Origin of the sequence: Alteromonas sp. KUL17, from assembly GCF_006538305.1 — a bacterium.
Classification (GTDB): Bacteria; Pseudomonadota; Gammaproteobacteria; order Enterobacterales; family Alteromonadaceae; genus Alteromonas; species Alteromonas macleodii.
In genome coordinates, this window is record NZ_BJKJ01000024.1 from 36,503 (window position 1) to 54,466 (window position 17,964).

15 protein-coding genes are annotated in these 17,964 nt (G+C 44.0%); 11 read left to right on the forward strand and 4 right to left on the reverse strand.

Annotated elements, in window-relative coordinates:
• Positions 1 to 324: 324 nt before the first annotated feature.
• The 6 genes from mnmA (at position 325) to KUL49_RS17065 (ending at position 6,389) form a co-directional block, all read left to right on the forward strand.
• Complete coding sequence (mnmA, locus tag KUL49_RS17040; protein WP_131138052.1) at positions 325 to 1,452, forward strand: tRNA 2-thiouridine(34) synthase MnmA; 1,128 nt, start codon at positions 325 to 327, stop codon at positions 1,450 to 1,452.
• Positions 1,452 to 2,078 (forward strand): high frequency lysogenization protein HflD, encoded by a 627-nt coding sequence (gene hflD, locus KUL49_RS17045; protein WP_014949326.1) that lies wholly within the window; start codon positions 1,452 to 1,454, stop codon positions 2,076 to 2,078. Before mnmA ends, hflD begins: the two co-directional genes overlap by 1 nt.
• 13 nt (positions 2,079 to 2,091) lie before the next feature.
• Positions 2,092 to 3,459 carry an adenylosuccinate lyase gene (gene purB, locus KUL49_RS17050; protein WP_039229483.1) on the forward strand — a complete coding sequence of 456 codons (1,368 nt, stop codon included), beginning with the start codon at positions 2,092 to 2,094 and terminating at the stop codon, positions 3,457 to 3,459.
• A gap of 106 nt (positions 3,460 to 3,565) precedes the next feature.
• Complete coding sequence (locus KUL49_RS17055; protein WP_131138053.1) at positions 3,566 to 4,399, forward strand: adenylate/guanylate cyclase domain-containing protein; 834 nt, start codon at positions 3,566 to 3,568, stop codon at positions 4,397 to 4,399.
• A gap of 355 nt (positions 4,400 to 4,754) precedes the next feature.
• The gene (locus KUL49_RS17060) at positions 4,755 to 5,921 is read left to right on the forward strand and encodes a JmjC domain-containing protein (RefSeq protein WP_131138054.1); all 1,167 of its coding nucleotides are present in this window, start codon (positions 4,755 to 4,757) and stop codon (positions 5,919 to 5,921) included.
• Between the two features lie 9 nt (positions 5,922 to 5,930).
• Positions 5,931 to 6,389: a GNAT family N-acetyltransferase gene (locus KUL49_RS17065; protein ID WP_014949322.1), complete on the forward strand. Its 459-nt coding sequence runs from the start codon at positions 5,931 to 5,933 to the stop codon at positions 6,387 to 6,389.
• Between the two features lie 17 nt (positions 6,390 to 6,406).
• On the opposite strand, the gene KUL49_RS17070 is transcribed toward KUL49_RS17065, so the two are convergent.
• Positions 6,407 to 6,823, reverse strand: coding sequence for a DUF4826 family protein (locus tag KUL49_RS17070; RefSeq protein WP_131138055.1), 417 nt, complete (start codon positions 6,821 to 6,823; stop codon positions 6,407 to 6,409).
• 330 nt (positions 6,824 to 7,153) lie between these two features.
• Between KUL49_RS17070 and KUL49_RS17075 the strand changes: the two genes are divergently transcribed.
• From KUL49_RS17075 to KUL49_RS17085, 3 genes are all read left to right on the forward strand, one after another.
• The gene (locus KUL49_RS17075; protein ID WP_014949320.1) at positions 7,154 to 7,369 is read left to right on the forward strand and encodes a PGPGW domain-containing protein; all 216 of its coding nucleotides are present in this window, start codon (positions 7,154 to 7,156) and stop codon (positions 7,367 to 7,369) included.
• A 367-nt stretch (positions 7,370 to 7,736) separates the two neighbouring features.
• Complete coding sequence (locus KUL49_RS17080) at positions 7,737 to 8,243, forward strand: (2Fe-2S)-binding protein (protein ID WP_131138056.1); 507 nt, start codon at positions 7,737 to 7,739, stop codon at positions 8,241 to 8,243.
• Positions 8,240 to 10,501, forward strand: a complete 2,262-nt coding sequence (locus KUL49_RS17085) for a molybdopterin cofactor-binding domain-containing protein (RefSeq protein WP_131138057.1) — start codon at positions 8,240 to 8,242, stop codon at positions 10,499 to 10,501. Before KUL49_RS17080 ends, KUL49_RS17085 begins: the two co-directional genes overlap by 4 nt.
• Positions 10,502 to 11,221: 720 nt before the next feature.
• Here KUL49_RS17085 and KUL49_RS20870 read toward each other — a convergent pair.
• Positions 11,222 to 11,371, reverse strand: a complete 150-nt coding sequence (locus KUL49_RS20870) for a hypothetical protein (protein ID WP_155279892.1) — start codon at positions 11,369 to 11,371, stop codon at positions 11,222 to 11,224.
• A gap of 326 nt (positions 11,372 to 11,697) precedes the next feature.
• Complete coding sequence (gene ppsA, locus KUL49_RS17095) at positions 11,698 to 14,070, reverse strand: phosphoenolpyruvate synthase (protein WP_131138058.1); 2,373 nt, start codon at positions 14,068 to 14,070, stop codon at positions 11,698 to 11,700.
• A 272-nt stretch (positions 14,071 to 14,342) separates the two neighbouring features.
• On the opposite strand from ppsA, the gene KUL49_RS17100 reads away from it, so the two are divergent.
• Together KUL49_RS17100 and KUL49_RS17105 are read left to right on the forward strand one after the other, a co-directional pair.
• Positions 14,343 to 15,155 carry a pyruvate, water dikinase regulatory protein gene (locus KUL49_RS17100; RefSeq protein WP_014949315.1) on the forward strand — a complete coding sequence of 271 codons (813 nt, stop codon included), beginning with the start codon at positions 14,343 to 14,345 and terminating at the stop codon, positions 15,153 to 15,155.
• Positions 15,156 to 15,327: 172 nt separating this feature from the next.
• Positions 15,328 to 15,792, forward strand: a complete 465-nt coding sequence (locus tag KUL49_RS17105) for a hypothetical protein (protein ID WP_131138059.1) — start codon at positions 15,328 to 15,330, stop codon at positions 15,790 to 15,792.
• A gap of 116 nt (positions 15,793 to 15,908) precedes the next feature.
• Here the strand turns inward: KUL49_RS17105 and KUL49_RS17110 are convergent, their stop codons facing one another.
• Positions 15,909 to 17,831 carry a tetratricopeptide repeat-containing sulfotransferase family protein gene (locus tag KUL49_RS17110; RefSeq protein WP_131138060.1) on the reverse strand — a complete coding sequence of 641 codons (1,923 nt, stop codon included), beginning with the start codon at positions 17,829 to 17,831 and terminating at the stop codon, positions 15,909 to 15,911.
• Between the last annotated feature and the right edge of the window lie 133 nt (positions 17,832 to 17,964).

Below are 17,964 nucleotides of genomic sequence, written 5' to 3' on the forward strand. Positions count from 1 at the left end.
ACCTTCCTTGGCCACACTAAAAGAGGCACCGAAACGTTACGGATTTTTAGCGCTGTTAAAGGTTGCTGTTCATCTTTGCATATAGACAATTTTTTACAGCAAAGGCCAACGGCCGCTTGGCACATATTTAATTACTTAATCAGATAAGGATTAAATGTGAATTAGCTATCGGAATCTGATAAAATCCGCGACCTCGAAAACGGGCCGATTTGTAAGTGGCTGATTAGTGGTATGGCCCACTGAGTGAGTAAGCGCCTTAGCATATTTATCAACATGTTAATTGGTGACTGATTTAACAAATACGGTTTCTTTTTTATTAATCAAATGAGTGTGCAATCCATAGTGAGTGATATTGAATCTAACGCCAGCAAAAAAGTGATCGTCGGAATGTCCGGCGGTGTCGATTCGTCTGTTTCAGCCTACCTACTCCAACAACAGGGTTATCAGGTTGAAGGTCTTTTCATGAAAAACTGGGAAGAAGACGACAACGATGAATACTGTGCCGCAGCGGAAGATTTAAAAGATGCACAAGCGGTTGCTGACAAACTAGGCATTGAACTGCACACCATTAACTTTGCAGCAGAATACTGGGATAACGTGTTTGAGTATTTCTTAGAGGAATACAAAGCGGGCCGTACGCCAAACCCAGATATTATGTGCAACAAAGAAATTAAGTTTAAAGCGTTTCTTGAATTTGCAGCAGAAGACCTTGGCGCTGACTACATTGCTACTGGTCACTATGTTCGTCGCCGAGAAGTTGACGGTAAATGGCAAATGCTACGCGGTCTTGATAACAACAAAGACCAGAGCTACTTTCTTTACACATTAGGCGAAGAGCACGTTGCTAAAACGCTTTTTCCTGTGGGCGACATCGAAAAGCCATTAGTTCGCAAAATTGCCGAGGAGCAAGGTCTTATCACTCATGATAAGAAAGACTCTACCGGGATTTGCTTTATTGGTGAACGCAAATTCAAAGACTTCCTTGCTCGTTACCTTCCAGCTCAGCCTGGCGTTATTGAAACCGCAGAAGGTGAAGAAATTGGCCAACACGAAGGCTTGATGTATCACACGCTAGGTCAACGTAAAGGCTTACACATTGGTGGATTAGCCAAATACGGTGACGACCCTTGGTATGTGGTAGATAAAGATGTTGCTCGCAACGTGCTTATTGTGGGCCAAGGTGCCGACCACCCTCGCCTATACTCGAAAGGCTTGGTAGCAAAGCAGCTACACTGGGTGGATAGAAAAACGATTACAGAGCCTGTGCGCGCGGTAGTTAAAACCCGTTATCGTCAGGCCGATATCCCATGTACAATATCGCCAACTCAAGACGACACCATTGAAGTGATGTTTGATGAGCCGCAGAAGGCGGTAACGCCGGGGCAGTCAGCGGTGTTCTATAGTGACGAAGTTTGCCTTGGCGGCGGTATTATTGAGAGTTATATTCGCTGATGTTAGATACCGACATAGAAAATAACCTAGCTCTTGCTGGTGTATGTCAAGCTGCTGCGCTGGTTCAGCAGCTTGCCAGACGAGGTTCTGCCGATAACGAGGCTATAGAGGCCAGCTTATCGAGCATACTGGTTACTGACCCAGAAACACCTCAACAGGTTTTCGGCCAGCTCGCTAACTTAAAAACCGGTTACACCACACTCGCAGCACAGCTATCTGACAAACAAGCAACAAAAGACACGGAATTAACCCGCTATATTGCTAGTATTCTAGGCCTTGAAAGAAAGCTAGCGAGAAAGCCTAAAGCAATGCAGGAACTGGGCGAACGTATTTCCCATGTTCAGCGCCAGCTTGCTCACATCGATTTCCAAAACCCACAAATAGTCTCCTCTTTAGCGAGCATTTACAGCGATATCATCAGTCCGCTAGCACCGCGTATTCAGGTAGCTGGTAACCCAGATTATTTAAGCCAACCTGCTACTCAGCATAAAGTGCGTGCGCTTTTGCTTGCAGGTGTTAGGGCTGCAGTAATGTGGCGTCAGATGGGTGGAAAACGAAGAAACATTTTATTTAAACGCAAACACATTCTTAACAGTGCTGTTAAAGCACTACGATTAATAAACTAGTGAGGAGCTTAAGGTGGAACTGAGTCAGTTAACTGCAATTTCCCCTGTCGATGGTCGATATGCTGGCAAAAGCGTAGAATTACGCAGTATTTTCAGTGAGTACGGCTTATTAAAATACCGTGTAGAAGTAGAAGTACGTTGGTTACAAATGCTGTCTACTAACCCACAAATTGAAGAAGTTCCTGCTTTTACAGACACGTCAAATGCACTACTAGACAAAATAGTAGCTGAATTTAGTGTTGAAGATGCCATGCGCATCAAAGAAATCGAGCGCACAACAAACCACGATGTGAAAGCAGTTGAATACTTTCTTAAAGAGAAGGTTGCCGACAATAGTGAGCTTTCAGCAGTAAATGAGTTTATCCACTTTGCGTGTACGTCTGAAGACATCAACAACCTTTCACATGGCTTAATGCTTCGCGAAGCCCGCGAGACCGTTATTCTTCCTTACTGTGACAAATTAATTGAAGCGCTAGTAGAGCTTGCTAAGCGCTACCAGAACGTACCTATGATGGCACGTACTCACGGTCAGCCTGCTTCACCTACCACCATGGGTAAAGAAATGGCAAACGTGGCTATTCGCCTAAAGCGTCAGCGTAGCCAAATCGCAGGTGTTGAGTTACTTGGTAAGATTAACGGTGCAGTGGGCAACTACAATGCACACTTGTCAGCGTATAAAGATGTAGATTGGCACGAAGTTTCAGAGAAGTTTGTTACCTCACTAGGTCTAACCTGGAACCCGTTCACTACGCAAATAGAGCCGCATGACTATATTGCAGAAATGTTTGATGCCATTGCGCGCTTTAACACCATTCTTATCGATTTCGACCGTGACGTTTGGGGTTACATTGCACTGGGTCACTTCAAGCAAAAAACGGTAGCTGGCGAAATCGGCTCTTCTACCATGCCACACAAAGTTAACCCTATCGATTTCGAAAATTCAGAAGGTAACTTAGGTCTGGCGAACGCTATTTTTGACCATTTAGCAGCTAAGCTTCCTATCTCTCGCTGGCAACGTGACCTTACTGACTCAACCGTACTACGTAACCTTGGCGTCGGTGTAGGTTATGCGGTTATTGCGTATCAGGCTACTTTGAAAGGTATTAGCAAGTTAGAAGTTAATGAGCAAAGCTTACTTAACGAGCTAAACAACAATTGGGAACTGCTTGCAGAGCCTATTCAGACTGTTATGCGTCGTTACGGTATTGAAAAGCCATACGAGAAGCTAAAAGAGCTGACCCGTGGTAAGAAAGTAAACGCTGAGGTCATTGCTGAGTTTATTGATAACCTAGATATGCCAGAAGCGGCCAAAGCAGAGCTCAAGGCATTAACGCCTGCTACATACATTGGTGATGCAATCAGGCTTGTAGATCAGTTATAAGCCCTTACGCTTTCCACTACACTGAAAAACGCGGTCATTAGTACCGCGTTTTTTTATTCCTAAATTTCTCTACATTGAATTTTCACCTACGCGTGGGAGCAAGCAAATGGATTTACGCAACACGAACCACACTCCCTTCTCATTGCAGGAAAAACACTGTGTTGTACTTTCCCCCACGGTTTCGAAGGTGTTAAGTCCAACGCTGGAAACCAAAAGTAGTGCCGCGAGTTTAAAAAGCTGTATAAAAAATGCCGTCGTCATTTTTTGTGACCTATCAGGCTTCCAACAACTCTCAGTTAAATATGGCGACATTACATGCGCCAGACTTGTAGATAGCCTGTTTTCTGAATTCGATGTGCTTGCCGCTGATTTACACCTTTCGCCATTAAAAACAAACGGCGATCAATATATTGCGGTTAGTTTTAGCGGCGAACACAGTAGTACAACACACTCGCTTTTGAACGCTCTGGTGAACGCCATCGAATTCGCATTTCGCGCTCGCGAGCTTGTAAATAGCAACGACCTTTTAGCTTCATCTTCAAGCCAACTGCGAGTTGGCATTGCGACAGGCTCTTTACTTGCCGGCCAATCTGCTCGCCCGCTTGCAGGCTTTGATATTTGGGGAACTACGGTAAATAGGGCTGCAATGTTAGAGCAATACACAGCACCCAATACAATTGCTATTTGTGAGAAGTCTTACAGCCTGGTTAAACGACAGATTATTCATCGCTCTAGCGCGAGTGCGAATAACCCTTTTTCCTTTAATACGTACTTCACTTGTGGTTCAAATATAAACGCTAACACTAAGCTTTCAACGCGTGAACACGACAAGCGGAAACTCAGTGAGTCAAAAATGTGTGGCGAAAATTGCAAAGAAACCACATTCCTACCAAAACAGCTGCACACGAAAACAGTGCTAATGAGCGCATACGTTTGCTAACTCCTGTCTAGCGCATCTGATAATCACCCATGCCATGTAAACATTGAGCTAAAAAGCACGTGATTTCTAAGTTAGATGAATTACACCTGCAGTAACTCGCCGCGAGTACGAACATGTTAAGTTTCGCTGAGTGGGTAATTACCTATGCGAACCGTTATGAATTCGGCTCTCCCTACTGGATCAGGTGAAGCAAATGCAAGGTAGCAATAAACGTTTCAATAATCGATAATGCCGCCCATAAGCTTCGACCTCGCTTTTGACAAAGTGCTAACGCTTACCGCATATTTGTAACGCCACGCACAATACTTAAATCAACAGATTAAACCCATTTAATTGGCTTACTATAAGAGACACTATGCCCACTAACGACAATTCGTACATTATTGATGCACAATCTGGAAACGGCTTTAATGCAGAAACCTTTCTAAAAAACTACTGGCAGCAAAAGCCGGTAGTCATCAAACACTTCTTTGACAACTTTGTAGATCCTATCGATGAGAACGATCTTGCCGGTCTAGCACAAGAATCGGAAGTGGATGCACGTATTATTAGCAACGTGAAAGGCAGCTGGCATGTTGAACAAGGGCCAATTACCGATTTTGACAAAGCATGTCAGGGCAAATGGACATTACTAGTTCAAGGCGTAGATAAATATGTGCCCGACGTAACCCCTCTACTAGATCCCTTTTCTTTTATCCCTAATTGGCGATTGGACGACCTGATGGTGAGCTTCGCCACCAATGGTGCAGGCGTTGGTGCTCACATCGACCAATATGATGTATTTTTAGTTCAAGGTAAGGGCCGAAGACGCTGGCGTGTGGGCAAGCCGGCGGACTATAAAGAAGTTTTTCCACATCCAAAATTAAGACAAATTGAAGGCTTCGACCCTGTTATAGATGTTGTGGTTGAGCCTGGCGATGTGGTGTACGTACCACCGGGCTGGCCTCATGATGGAGCGACAATTGAAGATAGCCTGACCTACTCTGTGGGTTATCGTGCTCCGGACAATCTGCAACTGGCGGAAAGCCTGGCGATGATGTTGGATAAAGGCGCACATAATTATCGCTTTACCGATGCAAGCCGCTCTATGCAAAGCAATCGTGCTTGGGTAAATCCAAGCGATGTTGCCATTCTTAAGCAGCAGCTCATAGATGCGATAAACGGTGAAGACTTTACTTTGGCACTTCTAGAAGTCATGAGTGAACAAGGCATTCCTGAATATCCGCTAGAAGACGAAGTATCGCTAGAGCAAATTTCAAATGAGTTTGCCGCAGGCATTAGCTTTGTTCCTGCACCGGGTGTGCGTGCATTACTATGTGACGGTAAGCGTGGTCTTCCTCGCGCACTCTTTGTAAATGGCAGTCAGTTCGAATTTGGTAAAAGTGACCAAGAATGGTTTGAAGTGCTGGCATCAGGAGGCGTTTTGAACGCAACGTGTTGCCAAGACGCGCCTTCTTTTACATTTTTAGAAACCTTAACTACACTTATCAATAATGGTTACTGGGAATGGTTCGAAGGTTAACAAGTAAGTATGGCGTTTACGATACAAAACGTCGATTGGGAAAAGGATAAACATCGACTGAAAGCACTAAGGGAACATGTATTTGTTTTAGAGTGGCGCGTCCCCGAGGCAAGCGAGTTCGACGAACACGACAGCTCAGCGTGCCATGTGCTTATCGTCAATGATGAAAACGAACCCATTGCCACTGGGCGCTTAACCAAACGAGGCGAACTAGGCCGAATTGCTGTTAAGCGCTGCCACAGAACATTGCCTGTTTATCGCGCTTTGTTTGAAGCGCTGATTAACACGGCAAAGCAAAACAACGTCCCCATTATCAAAGTAGTCTGCAATTTAGAAAGCGTGTCCTATCACCAATCCATTGGTTTTATTCCCGACGGGCAAGTATTTATGGACGCAGGCGTTCCAAGACAACGTCTAAAATGCCCGGCAGAGCGATTTCCTCTTCCGGACGTGACTCAACTTCATTAGGTTGCTGACTTAAAGCTTTAAACCCAAAGATCTGGCGTATTTTGCATAGCAAATAAGTTCTCAGCACGATTGATAAGCAATGCGCCAAATTCTTTTTGCGTTTTATCTGCATCTTTTGCATTGATCAGGTTTTCAGCCTTTAACTGCCAATGCATAGCAAAGTGGCGAAGTGCCTCTTTTGCATCTTTCGCGTTGTCTACCGATGTATAGTCTGACGGCAAATCACCACTAATTACCCAATAGCGTTTGCTGTCCATCGCTTTAATTTTCCATACTGCAAGGTACGGCATTAAATAACGACTTTCTTCAGTAATAACAGAATCAAACAACACGCCATTTTCCGCTAAAAATTTGTTTGCCTTTTGAAACTGTTCTCGTACCCACGTTGCGCGTTCTTCATCACTGATTGGTTGGTTTTCTGGTTGTTCTGCCACTTTTAGCTCTCATTATTATCATTATCGTTTCTTATCTAGCACCGCTAGACAATATCCGCGTATCACTTACCTTCTAGGCCACCTTTCCCCCTAGTTTGTAGCGAACGTCTTTTCTATCTTTGTACTTTATTTCACCCCTGCTTTCCACTGCAATCATGTCAATGTATTCACCGAAGGTGTTAACCGCTTACTTATCCAACAATCTGTGGATTTTACCAACAGCGACTGATTCACACTTTAAGCACAAACATTTACATTTTTCATATTGGCAAATGTGCATCTTTGGGCGAAACTGTGAGATGAAAATTTCACCAAGTCGAGTGTTTATACATGCGAATAGTAAGACTTACCCTTGGAGCAATCTTGTTTATCGGCGGTATTGTTCTAACATTACTTCCAGGCTCTATCTTGTTAGTGATAGGCGGTTTAGTGCTCTTAAGTTACGACTGGCCAAAAGCGCGAAGCTGGCTCAAATACAGCCAAAAAACAATGACGAATGGTGCCCGTAGAATTGATCGTTTTCTTCTTATGCGAAAGCTGCGTTAATTGTTTTTGTTCTAACAGGTGTGCTTTTAGAAAGTTAAGCACGCCATAACGCACAGTGCGTTTCGCCTCCCTCTTCATCTCTCACCACTTTGTCGCAAAGTGTTAGCAATTAAACTTATGTAAATGCGTAATGATGCAATGCGTGTTAACGTAATCTAAAGTATAAATTGCGAAGCCTTTAACAATAATAATAGTGGCAATTATCTGAGCATGCTCAGCATCTTAGATAGTTCGTATCATCAGGCAATGTAACCGTATCGATATGATTTTGTGCAATGCGTTGACCCCGCATTGCGCTGCTTGGGTAGGCCAGGTTTAAACAATCTGGTTCAAGTCATATCTTTCGCTTACCTATGGAGACAAGACCATGATCACGTTTACCGTTAATGGTAACAAACACGAATTTTCTGGTGACCCATCAACACCAGTGTTGTGGTACCTTCGTGACGAATTAAATCTTACAGGACCTAAGTTTGGCTGTGGTATGGCGCAATGTGGCGCTTGTACTGTTCACATTGATGGCATGGCACAACGCTCTTGCGTATTGCCTGTGTCAGCCGTTCAAGGCAGAAAAATTACCACTATTGAAGGGCTAAGCGAAAATGGCGATCACCCTGTCCAAAAAGCGTGGGTAGAACACAAAGTACCACAATGTGGTTTCTGCCAATGTGGGCAAATCATGCAAGCTGCCAGTCTATTATCAACCAACCCAACGCCAAGTGACGAAGAAATTGTTCAGAATATGTCGGGCAACATCTGTCGTTGCGGAACGTACCCTCGCATTCACAAGGCCATTAAGTCTGCGTCGAAATCAATAAGCGGCAACGCTGGCGTGAGCTACTTTGACCCAGCCCAAGCGGGAGAAGAAGCATGAGTGAGAATACCTATTTTGATATGAATCGCCGCAGTTTCTTAAAATCGACAGCAGCGGCAGGCGCACTGGTTCTTGGTACCTATTTTATGGGTGGTGCACCTCGCGCCATGGCTGGCGTATTAGCAAAGCCGGCGGAAAACGCAAAGCGCGCAAACTTGTTTATTGCACTTCGCCCTGACGGCATGATTGAAGTAACGTGTCACCGCAGCGAAATGGGTCAACAGATCCGAACCGCCATTGCGCAAATTGTAGCTGACGAGATGGAAGCTGCGTGGGACAAAGTCATTGTTATTCAAGGCAAAGGCGACCCCAAATACGGTGACCAAAACACCGATGGATCGCGTAGTATCCGCTTCAATATGCAGCGTCTTCGAGAAATGGGCGCAAGCGTGCGTTATATGATGCAACATGCAGCAGCTAAACGTTGGGGTGTTGAGCCAAGTACCTGTGTTGCCGAGCAGCATGTGGTAACACACACTTCAGGTAAAACGCTTGCGTATAAAGACTTAATAGACGATGCATTAACCATTACGCCGCCAGAAGCAGATAAGCTTAAGCTTAAAGAAAGGAAAGAATGGCGTTACATCAATACCGGTATGGCGCATATCGACCTTCAAGATATCGTTACCGGTAAAGCAACCTTCGCCGCCGACGTGCGCGAGCCAAAAGCACTTGTTGCTATAATCGAACGCCCTCCTGTAGTGGGCGGTAAGGTGAAAAGCTTCAATGCAGATAAAGCAAAAGCGGTTAATGGCGTTGTTGATGTAATTGAAATTCCAGCACCCAAAGGTGCGCCCCAGTTCCAGCCAAAAGGTGGGCTAGCCATTATAGCTAACAACACATGGGCAGCATGGCAAGGCCGCAAAGCGTTAGACGTCACTTGGGACGATGGCGCAAATGGCGACTATAACTCAGCGAACTTTAAAGAGCAGTTGCTTAACACAGTAAATGCACCTCAAGCGCTTGTTAGAGAAAAAGGCGATGCGTTGAGCGTTTTAGAAAAAGCCAGCGACAAACTGGTTGCTGACTATTACGTGCCGCATTTAGCACAAGCCCCAATGGAGCCACCATGTGCTACTGCCATGTACTATAAAGATCGCGTTGACGTATGGGCAGCAACACAAAATCCGCAGGCTGATATGGAAACCGTGGGCGCTATGGTTGGCATGGACAAAGAAAAAATCAATGTTCACGTTACCATGCTAGGTGGTGCTTTCGGGCGTAAGTCTAAGCCTGACTTTTCAGCGGAAGCGGCATACCTATCAATGAAAACGGGTAAGCCAATTCGCGTTCAATGGACACGCGAAGATGATATTCAGCACGGCTTCTATCACGCAGTTTCTGCTCAACATGTTGAAGCTGCACTAGATGAAAACGGTAAAATTGACGCTTATCTTCACAGAACCGCGTTTTCACCTATTGCCTCTACGTTCCAAGAGGGCGCGAACGCCCCCTTTAGCTTTGAGTTAGATTTGGGCTTTACGGATAACCCTATTCTTACGCCCAACATGAAGTTAGAGCGCGGTGAAGCGCCAGCCAAAGCCCGTATTGGATGGATGCGTTCAGTATCGAACATCTTCCACGCGTTTGCTGTACAGTCGTTTATTAATGAAGCAGCCCACAAAGCAGGCAAAGACGCTAAAGATTACCTATTGGAAGTAATTGGTCCTGATAGAATTATTGATGTGACGGATCAAAAAGCCGAATATCAAAACTATTGGGGTGATAAGTCGGTTTATCCTTTGGATACAGGCCGTCTTCGTAATGTAATTGAGAAAGTATCTGACATGGCAGGCTGGGGCCGCAACATGCCTAAAGGCCGCGGACTGGGTATTGCTGCGCACCGTAGCTTTTTAACTTACGTTGCTACTGTGGTTGAAGTTGAGGTGTCTGACGCTGGCGATCTTAGCGTGATTAAATCATGGGTAGCTATTGATGCAGGTACTGTAGTTAACACCGATACGGTTAAAAACCAAACCCAAGGCGGCTCGGTTTACGGTATAACAACAGCAATCAGTGACGGTATAACGTTTGATAAAGGGCGTGTACAGCAGAGTAACTTCCACAACTACCGTGTACCGCGCATGAGCGATTCACCACTAGAGGTAGAAGTTGAAGTAATTGAAAGCGATGCGCCGCCAGCAGGTGTAGGTGAACCTGCAACCCCCGTGTATGCGCCAGCGCTCTGCAATGCCATTTTTGCTGCATGCGGTAAGCGTATTCGCCAGCTACCTATTGGTAACCAGCTTAAAGCGTAAGCATTCTATAGATTCGGCTTAATCGCTGGTTTGATGAATAAATACTAACGCTATTTAAGACAGGCAATCATATCAAATAGGGTTAACACACAGTGTTAACCCTTTTTTATGGATGTATGCTGTATTCGGGTGTGTCTCAATAGTAGCGAAAAAGCGAATTGCTTTATGAATAATAGAAAAGACTATATAAGTTATAGATACTTAGGCAAAAACACGCTATCGAGATAACAACGCAAGCAACAAAAAGGTGAATAAATACACCATAACTTGCATAGGCGAAAACTGCACATATCAGACCAATAGTGAATTCAACCAGCGCAGCTTCACAGAACGTTCTGATGTTACTGATCACAGGTTGTGCAAAAAACTTAAATTTATAAGCCATCGTAGTTTCCCTCCCTGCCTCATGCATACTGCTAGCCAAACGTTATTTACAATAGCACACTAATCCAACCGGACATAATTTAACCAAGTAATATGAGAAGGTCTTGAGCTTTTTTGCACATCAAAAAGGCGAAAAAACCTAGCCATTAGCTTATTCGCCATTTCCAACTAACTAAGCCATTGCTTAAGAGCAGCAAACAACCATTAGAGACATAAAAGGAGGCCAACATGACCTCCTTTTATTCAAACTGTAAATCAACCTGTAACATTACAATTAAAAGGAAAACACTTTCAGTTTTGGACGGTTAAATCCCGCCTTATTCTAATAGGTCATTCTTACTCGTAGTTGCGTTCCATCCACATTAACTGCATTTTAAGCTCGTTAATTTCTTTTTGCGCTTCCGCCAACTGCTCTACCACAGAGCGTGATTGCATAACGTTTTCTTCGGAAGTATTTACTGAAACTGCGCTGTCATTATGTGCCATGAGAATTCAACCAAGTTAATTATTAATCAAAGATTCAAAGTGAAAGTCACTTTGTAATATTACATTTTTAATTACACAAAGTCATGTTATCAACACGCAAAAATGCATAGTTTTGCTAAATAACCACAGTTTTTTTAAGGAATGAAACTTGAGCAAAGATTTGCTTCTAGATGAGTGGCCATCACTTTAAGTTGCCTAACAAAAAAAGAGACCTTATGGTCTCTTTTTCAATAATATCAAAGCGATAACGTCGTGAAATAACACGGCGTTAGATGAAAAACTAGATAGTTCTGACCCTATCTCGCCTTCACATCCGAGCTACGTAATTAGCCGTGCTTTTCAGCCAGGTAAAGCCAGGTTTCAACCACGGTATCAGGGTTAAGTGATACCGAATCAATCCCTTCTTGTACCAGCCACGCGGCGAAGTCTTCGTGATCTGATGGACCTTGACCACAAATGCCTACGTATTTTCCACGCTTCTTCGCTGCCTGAATTGCCATTGACAACAGTGCTTTCACCGCTTCATCACGTTCATCAAACAAGTGCGCGATAAGACCACTGTCGCGATCTAGACCTAGGGTTAACTGCGTTAAGTCGTTAGACCCAATAGAGAAACCGTCGAAAATGTCTAGGAATTTATCAGCAAGCAAAGCGTTCGATGGCAGTTCACACATCATGATAACGCGAAGGCCATTTTCACCTTTCTTAAGTCCCTGCTCTTCAAGAAGCTCGATAACTTGACGACCTTCTTCTAATGTACGAACAAACGGGATCATGATCTCAACATTGGTCAAGCCCATTTTGTTGCGAACGCGCTTAATGGCTTCACATTCAAGGGCAAAACAATCGCGGAAATCTTCAGAGATGTAGCGGCTTGCACCACGGAAACCCAACATTGGGTTTTCTTCGTCTGGCTCGTATTGATAACCGCCCACTAAGTTGAAGTATTCGTTCGATTTGAAATCTGACATACGAACAATAACTTTCTCTGGCGAGAATGCAGCGCCAATGGTTGAAATACCTTCCACCAATTTCTCGATGTAGTATTCCGTAGGCGACTCGTAGCCTGCAATCATATCGCTAATTTCTTCTTTCAACTCTTCAGGCTGGCTGTCGAAATTAAGTAGTGCTTTAGGGTGCACACCAATCATGCGGTTGATAATAAACTCAAGACGCGCAAGACCAACACCTACGTTTGGCAAGCGAGCAAAATCAAATGCGCGGTCGGGGTTACCCACGTTCATCATGACTTTCAGCGGTAGGTCAGGCATTGCGTCAATGCGTGAGGTCACTACGTCGAACTCCAGTTCGTCACCGTAGATAAAACCAGTGTCACCTTCAGCACAAGATACAGTAATTTTGTCGCCGTTCTTGATACTGTCAGTCGCGTTACCACAACCCACAACCGCTGGAATACCTAACTCACGCGCGATGATTGCCGCGTGACACGTACGGCCACCACGGTTGGTAACAATAGCAGAAGCCTTCTTCATGATAGGTTCCCAGTCAGGGTCTGTCATGTCAGTTACCAGAACATCACCCGCCTGGATTTTGTCCATCTCTTCAATTGAATCAAGCACTTTCGCTACACCAGCACCGATTTTGTGACCAATTGCACGGCCTTCACAAACAATGTTGCTTTGACCTTTCAACTGGAATCGCTCGATGCTCTGTGAGTCTTCACGGCTGCGTACTGTTTCAGGGCGAGCCTGAACAATGTAAAGTTTGCCGTCTGCGCCATCTTTTGCCCACTCGATGTCCATAGGACGCTTGTAGTGGTTTTCAATGATCTGCGCCTGTTTAGCAAGCTCCATTACTTCGTCATCAGTCAACGAGAAGGTTTTGCTGTCAGCTGCATCAATATCGACAATAGACACTTGCTTACCGTGTGATTCATCATCTGAGTACACCATTTTAGTAAGCTTACTACCAAGGTTACGACGAACGATAGCAGGCAGGCCTTTATCAAGTGTTGGTTTGTGAACATAGAACTCATCAGGGTTAACAGCACCCTGCACCACCATTTCACCTAAACCAAATGAGCTGGTAATAAATACAACGTCTTCAAAGCCAGACTCTGTATCGATAGTAAACATAACGCCTGATGATGCGATATCACTACGCACCATGCGTTGAATGCCTGCAGATAGCGCCACGCCTTTGTGGTCGTATCCTTGGTGAACGCGATATGAAATAGCGCGGTCGTTAAATAGCGATGCGAACACGTGCTTAATTGCCACAAGCACGGCTTCATAGCCTTTAACGTTAAGGAAAGTCTCTTGTTGACCTGCGAAAGACGCATCAGGCATATCTTCAGCCGTGGCTGATGAACGCACTGCAAATGACGCTTCTTCACCTGCATCACCCTGTAATGTGACAAACGCAGTTTTGATTTCTTCTTCTAGCTTTCCTTGGAAAGGTGTGTCGATGATCCACTGGCGGATATTCTTACCCGCTTCGGTCAGTGCGTTTACGTCATCTACGTCTAACGAGTCTAAGACTTCGTGAATGCGCGCTTCTAGGCCACTTTGCTCTAGAAACTCATTAAATGCCTCGGCGGTGGTAGCAAAACCTCCCGGCACCTGCACACCGGCGTTCGCCAGGTTTGAAATCATCTCGCCTAATGATGCATTTTTGCCGCCTACGCGACCCACATCATGCATGCCCAGTTCTTGATACCAAAGTACGTATTCTTGCACAGCCCAAGCCTCCAGCTTTTTTATGTGTAGGGTATGAGGTTAATTTCAGGTTTGTGCTTTTTGTCACCTGAAACTCATCAAATTGTAGTCGATATGTGGTGAAAACCACTGTTAACGCTGTCCATTACGTTTGACAGCAAACCTATTGATATTTGCCATCATTCGCAAGAACCGTGTAGCTTTTCGACGAAATCATCTTAGAATGGGGAAATTCAGAATGTAAACCCTTTATTACTTTTGTAATAAAATTACACCAATGTTAAGGATATGTTGTGCGCACAGCTTTTTATATTTCAGATGGTACAGCCATCACTGCAGAGGTCTTCGGCCACGCCCTGCTTTCCCTGTTTCCCGTTTCTTTCAATCACAACACCATTCCTTTCGTTGAAACTGAGGAACAAGCTCACAAAGTTTTACAGCAAATTTCTGAAAGTTTTCAAGACACCGGAGAAAGACCGCTCGTTTTTTATACAATTGTGAATGTAGATATTCGCAAAATAATCTCGAAATCTGTGGGCATTAACTATAATTTTCTCGATCAATTCGTAGCGCCACTGGAAAAAGTATTGGGTGTTCCTTCAAAACCAGAAAAACATCGCACACACAGTATCCACGAAACCACCTACGATATTAGAATTGAGGCCGTAAACTACGCATTGGCTAATGACGATGGCTCTAATCTAAAAGATTATGATGAAGCAGACATCATTCTTACTGGTGTTTCACGCTCGGGTAAAACGCCAACAAGTCTTTACTTAGCCCTTCAATACGGAATAAAAGCAGCGAACTACCCTTTTACAGAAGAAGACATGGGAGACATGCTGAAACTGCCTCCTGCCCTAAGACGATTTAAAAACAAACTTTTCGGACTAACAATTGAAGCCGATAGACTACATCAGATACGTTCAGAGCGACGCGCAAACAGTAAATACGCATCGCTACCACAATGTAGGATGGAGCTTCGTGAAGTTGAGAACCTGTATAGAAAGGAAAAAATTCCGTTTTTGAACAGCACTAAATATTCTATTGAAGAAATTTCGGCAAAGATCTTAGCCGAGACTGGACTGAAGCGTCGTAAGTATTAACAAGGTAGATATTCCGTGAGGTGCATTGCATACTTTTCGTATCTTTTAGACCGAACACTCTACTGATAGCGATTCACTATCACGGGTAATGCATTACATTTCATCGTTATAGCGTTATCATCAAACCCAACTGTTACAATATAACATCACTTTTACATTAGGAGATAGCGTTATGTTTACAAAAGAGATGGTTCATACAGCCCTTCAGACTTGGTGCGACAATGTTGTTGCGGTGGGAAAAGTACACGCTGAAGGTGGCGATGTGAAAGCTTTCGCATCAAAGGTTTTATCTGAAAACTACGATTATGATAATGGCAAGGTGCTATTTAAGCCTACCTTAACGTTTGGTGCTCAAACATTTCGCCCAACAAAAGAAGGGGCGCTTTCATACTTCGTAGGTGGCAATAGCGACTACCCCAACGACAATGGGTTCAAGCTTAAGCCATGGGTAAAGGTTTGGTATAGCAAGGAAGATTTTATCTTAAACGGTGAGCTAGCTATTGTTCAGTGTAACGTACACTTTATCGGCGAAGACGACAGCCATATTTTTGTAAACAAGAGCTTTGTTTTCAAACAGTGTGAAGACGGAAAAGTTCGCATTATCCTTCATCAATCTTCGCTGCCTTATCAACCATAAACGGGTTAACGCTAACCATAGTCCTATACTGTCAGTCAGAAACGTTACGCTACGCTGGTCACGATTTATAAAACCGTGATCAGCATTTAAAAAATGATCGGTCACTGCGTGTTATTCTACGTGATGTTCAGCACGTCCTTGAGTTCTGCTAGATTCGACTCAAATGGCTTCCACTGACCCATTCCTGTTTTATAAATTGGCTGGCGAACTTGTTCTGAGCTTGGTGTTTTAATGACACGTTGTGTTTTGTGAAAACGCAAACACGCCTCTTCGAATTCTAAACCACAGAACGTTAAGATACGTTTTACTTGGCCTTCCAAATCGTCTAACACGTCTTCGTGTTGCACGGTTAGAATTTCGCCTGGCAACACAGAGTGCCAATAGGCCATCAACTTTTCATAAGCATTGTAGTATCGCCCAATATCAGACAGTGAATAGCTGAACTCCTGTCCGTCACCAAAAAGCTGTTTAAACCCACTAAAACAACAGTCCATAGGGTTTCTGCGTGCATCAATGATCTTCGCGTTGGGAAGTATTTTTTTAATTAATCCAATATGTATAAAATTGTTAGGCATTTTATCAATGAAGAACGGTGCACCTTGGCGATAAGCATGAGTTTGATCAATGTATTGCTTACCCAATGTCTCAAGTGTCTCATCTTCAAGTGCTGTTACGTTCAAAGGATACGGCGTCTTTTGATGGCTTAATGATGATGCTATACCCAAAATGTTATGCAGCTCCATAGTTCCGTCTACTTTAGAATGAGACGCCAGAATTTGCTCTAATAAGGTTGAACCCGCACGAGGCAAGCCTACAATGAAGATGGGGTCTGATGCTTGGCAGCCCTGCTTTTTATTAAAACTTTCTAAGGAAAACGATTTCTGCTGCGCGTTAAGTGCTTTTTCGGTTTTGGCAATGTCATATTGAAGAGTGCGTTTCTTAAGTGTGTTGCCACGCGCGTAAAATTGAAAAGCTTCATGAGCGTTGCCGCGATCTTCGAAAGCTTTTCCTAACGCGAAACAAATGTGAATCTCATCATCAAGCTTAGTGGCATCAGCATTTACCACACTTTCCATTTGTGCTATGTACTCATCATTAAATTTATGCGTTTTTGTATTGGCTAAACTCCAATATGCATCGCCAAAATCCTCGGCGAATTGAATAGCTTTCTTGTAAGCATCCACAGCATCTTTTGTATCACCTTTAGCCTTTAACGCGTGGCCCAACGCAACCCACACAGCGGGCCGGTCATCGTTGTGCGCAAGTAGTTTACGATAAATATCAATCGCCTTGGTTAGATCGCCAACACCAACGAGCGCATAAGCCAATCCTATTTTCACAGTGGAATTATCTGGTAAAGCTTTTAGACGTTTTTCAGCGACGGTGACTGCTTCTGGAAATTTTCCTAATTTTGCCAACAAGTTCTGATAGGCAGCGGCGGCTCTGTCGTTATCAGGGAAAAGCGTTACGCAACTTTCTAATAAAAACTCGGCGTCACTGTAAACTTTTAGCTGGATCCCAATTTCCGCCAAAAGCATCATAGCCTCTGGATGGTGATCATTCTTTAATAAAAACTGTCTGCAAACCTGTTCGGCCTTTTGCAACTGCCCCTCGTACATCAAGTCTGTTGCACCTAATAAAGGCTTTGGTAAGTGCTTTAAGAATGCAATTTGTTGCTGGCAAAGCCGAAGGGCCTGTGATTGGTCATCTTCTTTGTAAACTTTTTCAAGCTGTAACCAGGCGGCAATTAACGCTGGGTTGAAACACGTTGCTTGATAAAAACAGTGTGCTGCTTTTCTTCTATCAGAGCCAATATAACAGTATCCTAGCTCTTGAAACGCCCGTCCATAATCAGGAAATATGGATAAAAGCTCATTCAGTGTCACTATTGCATTGTCGAAGTCATTCATTAAACGAAAGGAAACCGCTTTCAAATAAAATACTTCTTTCAACGTATTTAGGCTTAAGCCTTTCTGATCGGTCGCACTACACAATATTTCATTACAACCTGAAATCACAGCTTGATGCTGCGATTGCATAAGCCACTGCTTTAGCTGTTGTACTTTTTTTGTTCTTCTAATGTCATTAAACACGCCTATTTCGTAACAGCGTAAACACAAAAACGGCGAGCCCGAAGAGCTAGCCGTTTTTAATGGAGCGCAACTAACCCTC

What these genes read in the sequence shown, in the direction of transcription:
- mnmA (WP_131138052.1), top strand. Translation starts at nt 325, where the DNA reads ATGAGTGTGCAATCCATAGTGAGTGATATTGAATCTAACGCCAGCAAA.
- hflD (WP_014949326.1), top strand. Translation starts at nt 1,452, where the DNA reads ATGTTAGATACCGACATAGAAAATAACCTAGCTCTTGCTGGTGTATGT.
- KUL49_RS17055 (WP_131138053.1), top strand. Translation starts at nt 3,566, where the DNA reads ATGGATTTACGCAACACGAACCACACTCCCTTCTCATTGCAGGAAAAA.
- KUL49_RS17060 (WP_131138054.1), top strand. Translation starts at nt 4,755, where the DNA reads ATGCCCACTAACGACAATTCGTACATTATTGATGCACAATCTGGAAAC.
- KUL49_RS17065 (WP_014949322.1), top strand. Translation starts at nt 5,931, where the DNA reads ATGGCGTTTACGATACAAAACGTCGATTGGGAAAAGGATAAACATCGA.
- KUL49_RS17075 (WP_014949320.1), top strand. Translation starts at nt 7,154, where the DNA reads ATGCGAATAGTAAGACTTACCCTTGGAGCAATCTTGTTTATCGGCGGT.
- KUL49_RS17080 (WP_131138056.1), top strand. Translation starts at nt 7,737, where the DNA reads ATGATCACGTTTACCGTTAATGGTAACAAACACGAATTTTCTGGTGAC.
- KUL49_RS17085 (WP_131138057.1), top strand. Translation starts at nt 8,240, where the DNA reads ATGAGTGAGAATACCTATTTTGATATGAATCGCCGCAGTTTCTTAAAA.
- KUL49_RS20870 (WP_155279892.1), bottom strand. Translation starts at nt 11,371, where the DNA reads ATGGCACATAATGACAGCGCAGTTTCAGTAAATACTTCCGAAGAAAAC.
- KUL49_RS17105 (WP_131138059.1), top strand. Translation starts at nt 15,328, where the DNA reads ATGTTTACAAAAGAGATGGTTCATACAGCCCTTCAGACTTGGTGCGAC.
- KUL49_RS17110 (WP_131138060.1), bottom strand. Translation starts at nt 17,831, where the DNA reads ATGCAATCGCAGCATCAAGCTGTGATTTCAGGTTGTAATGAAATATTG.